This is a genomic window from Oceaniserpentilla sp. 4NH20-0058, from assembly GCF_040371755.1.
Taxonomy (GTDB): Bacteria; Pseudomonadota; Gammaproteobacteria; order Pseudomonadales; family Oceanobacteraceae; genus Bermanella.
Map to the genome: position 1 here is coordinate 1 of NZ_BAABWE010000024.1, position 1,849 is coordinate 1,849.

Consider the following 1,849-nt stretch of genomic DNA (forward strand, 5'->3'; position numbering starts at 1 on the left):
ACAATTCGTGTGAGCACTTAACCGAGAGCGGATGTTATCGTTTAAGGAGGTGATCCAGCCCCAGGTTCCCCTAGGGCTACCTTGTTACGACTTCACCCCAGTCATGAATCACTCCGTGGTAAACGCCCTCCCGAAGGTTAAGCTATCTACTTCTGGAGCAACCCACTCCCATGGTGTGACGGGCGGTGTGTACAAGGCCCGGGAACGTATTCACCGTGACATTCTGATTCACGATTACTAGCGATTCCGACTTCACGGAGTCGAGTTGCAGACTCCGATCCGGACTACGACCAGCTTTATGGGATTAGCTCCACCTCGCGGCTTGGCAACCCTTTGTACTGGCCATTGTAGCACGTGTGTAGCCCTACTCGTAAGGGCCATGATGACTTGACGTCGTCCCCGCCTTCCTCCGGTTTGTCACCGGCAGTCTCCTTAGAGTTCTCAACTTAATGTTAGTAACTAAGGACAAGGGTTGCGCTCGTTACGGGACTTAACCCAACATTTCACAACACGAGCTGACGACAGCCATGCAGCACCTGTCTCACAGTTCCCGAAGGCACCAATTCATCTCTGAAAAGTTCTGTGGATGTCAAGAGTAGGTAAGGTTCTTCGCGTTGCTTCGAATTAAACCACATGCTCCACCGCTTGTGCGGGCCCCCGTCAATTCATTTGAGTTTTAATCTTGCGACCGTACTCCCCAGGCGGTCTACTTAGTGCGTTAGCTGCGCCACTAAAGTCTCAAGGACCCCAACGGCTAGTAGACATCGTTTACGGCGTGGACTACCAGGGTATCTAATCCTGTTTGCTACCCACGCTTTCGCACCTCAGTGTCAGTATTGGTCCAGTGAGTCGCCTTCGCCACTGATGTTCCTTCCCATCTCTACGCATTTCACCGCTACACAGGAAATTCCACTCACCTCTACCATACTCTAGCTTGCCAGTTTTGGATGCAGTTCCCAGGTTGAGCCCAGGGCTTTCACATCCAACTTAACAAGCCACCTACGTGCGCTTTACGCCCAGTAATTCCGATTAACGCTTGCACCCTCCGTATTACCGCGGCTGCTGGCACGGAGTTAGCCGGTGCTTCTTCTGCAGTTAACGTCACACTTATGAAGTATTAATTCATAAGCTTTCCTCACTGCTGAAAGTGCTTTACAACCCTAGAGCCTTCTTCACACACGCGGCATGGCTGCATCAGGCTTGCGCCCATTGTGCAATATTCCCCACTGCTGCCTCCCGTAGGAGTCTGGACCGTGTCTCAGTTCCAGTGTGGCTGATCATCCTCTCAGACCAGCTAGAGATCGTCGCCTTGGTGGGCCATTACCCCACCAACTAGCTAATCTCACGCAGGCCCATCTAATAGCGCAAGGTCCGAAGATCCCCTGCTTTCCCCCGTAGGGCGTATTCGGTATTAATCCAAATTTCTCTGGGCTATCCCAATCTATTAGGTAGGTTCCTACGCGTTACTCACCCGTCCGCCGCTCGACGCCTGTAGCAAGCTACATCGTTTCCGCTCGACTTGCATGTGTTAAGCCTGCCGCCAGCGTTCAATCTGAGCCATGATCAAACTCTTCAGTTTAATTTTTAAGTTCCTAAGAACTGCTCGAATATAAAACTACTGTTAAATAAATTTGACAGTGTTTCGACTTACTCGAAAAAGTCTTTTGCTTCGTAAGAAGCTGTACATCTCGACTCTCGGTAAGTACCCACACGAATTGTCTGAATTCGTTTTTAAAGATCTTGACCGCCGCTCGGACTGGCCATTTCTTTTCTGCTTTCTAGCTGGGCTAGTGCAGTGCTTCTCTCGAAGCGAGGCGCGTATTCTACAGAACCGCTTTCCTATGTCAAC

The 1,849-nt window shown here is 50.7% G+C and carries 1 rRNA gene; it reads right to left on the reverse strand.

Annotated features, from left to right (window positions below):
- Positions 1-42 precede the first annotated feature (42 nt).
- Positions 43-1,579 (reverse strand): 16S ribosomal RNA (locus tag ABWV45_RS15455).
- Positions 1,580-1,849 lie beyond the last annotated feature (270 nt).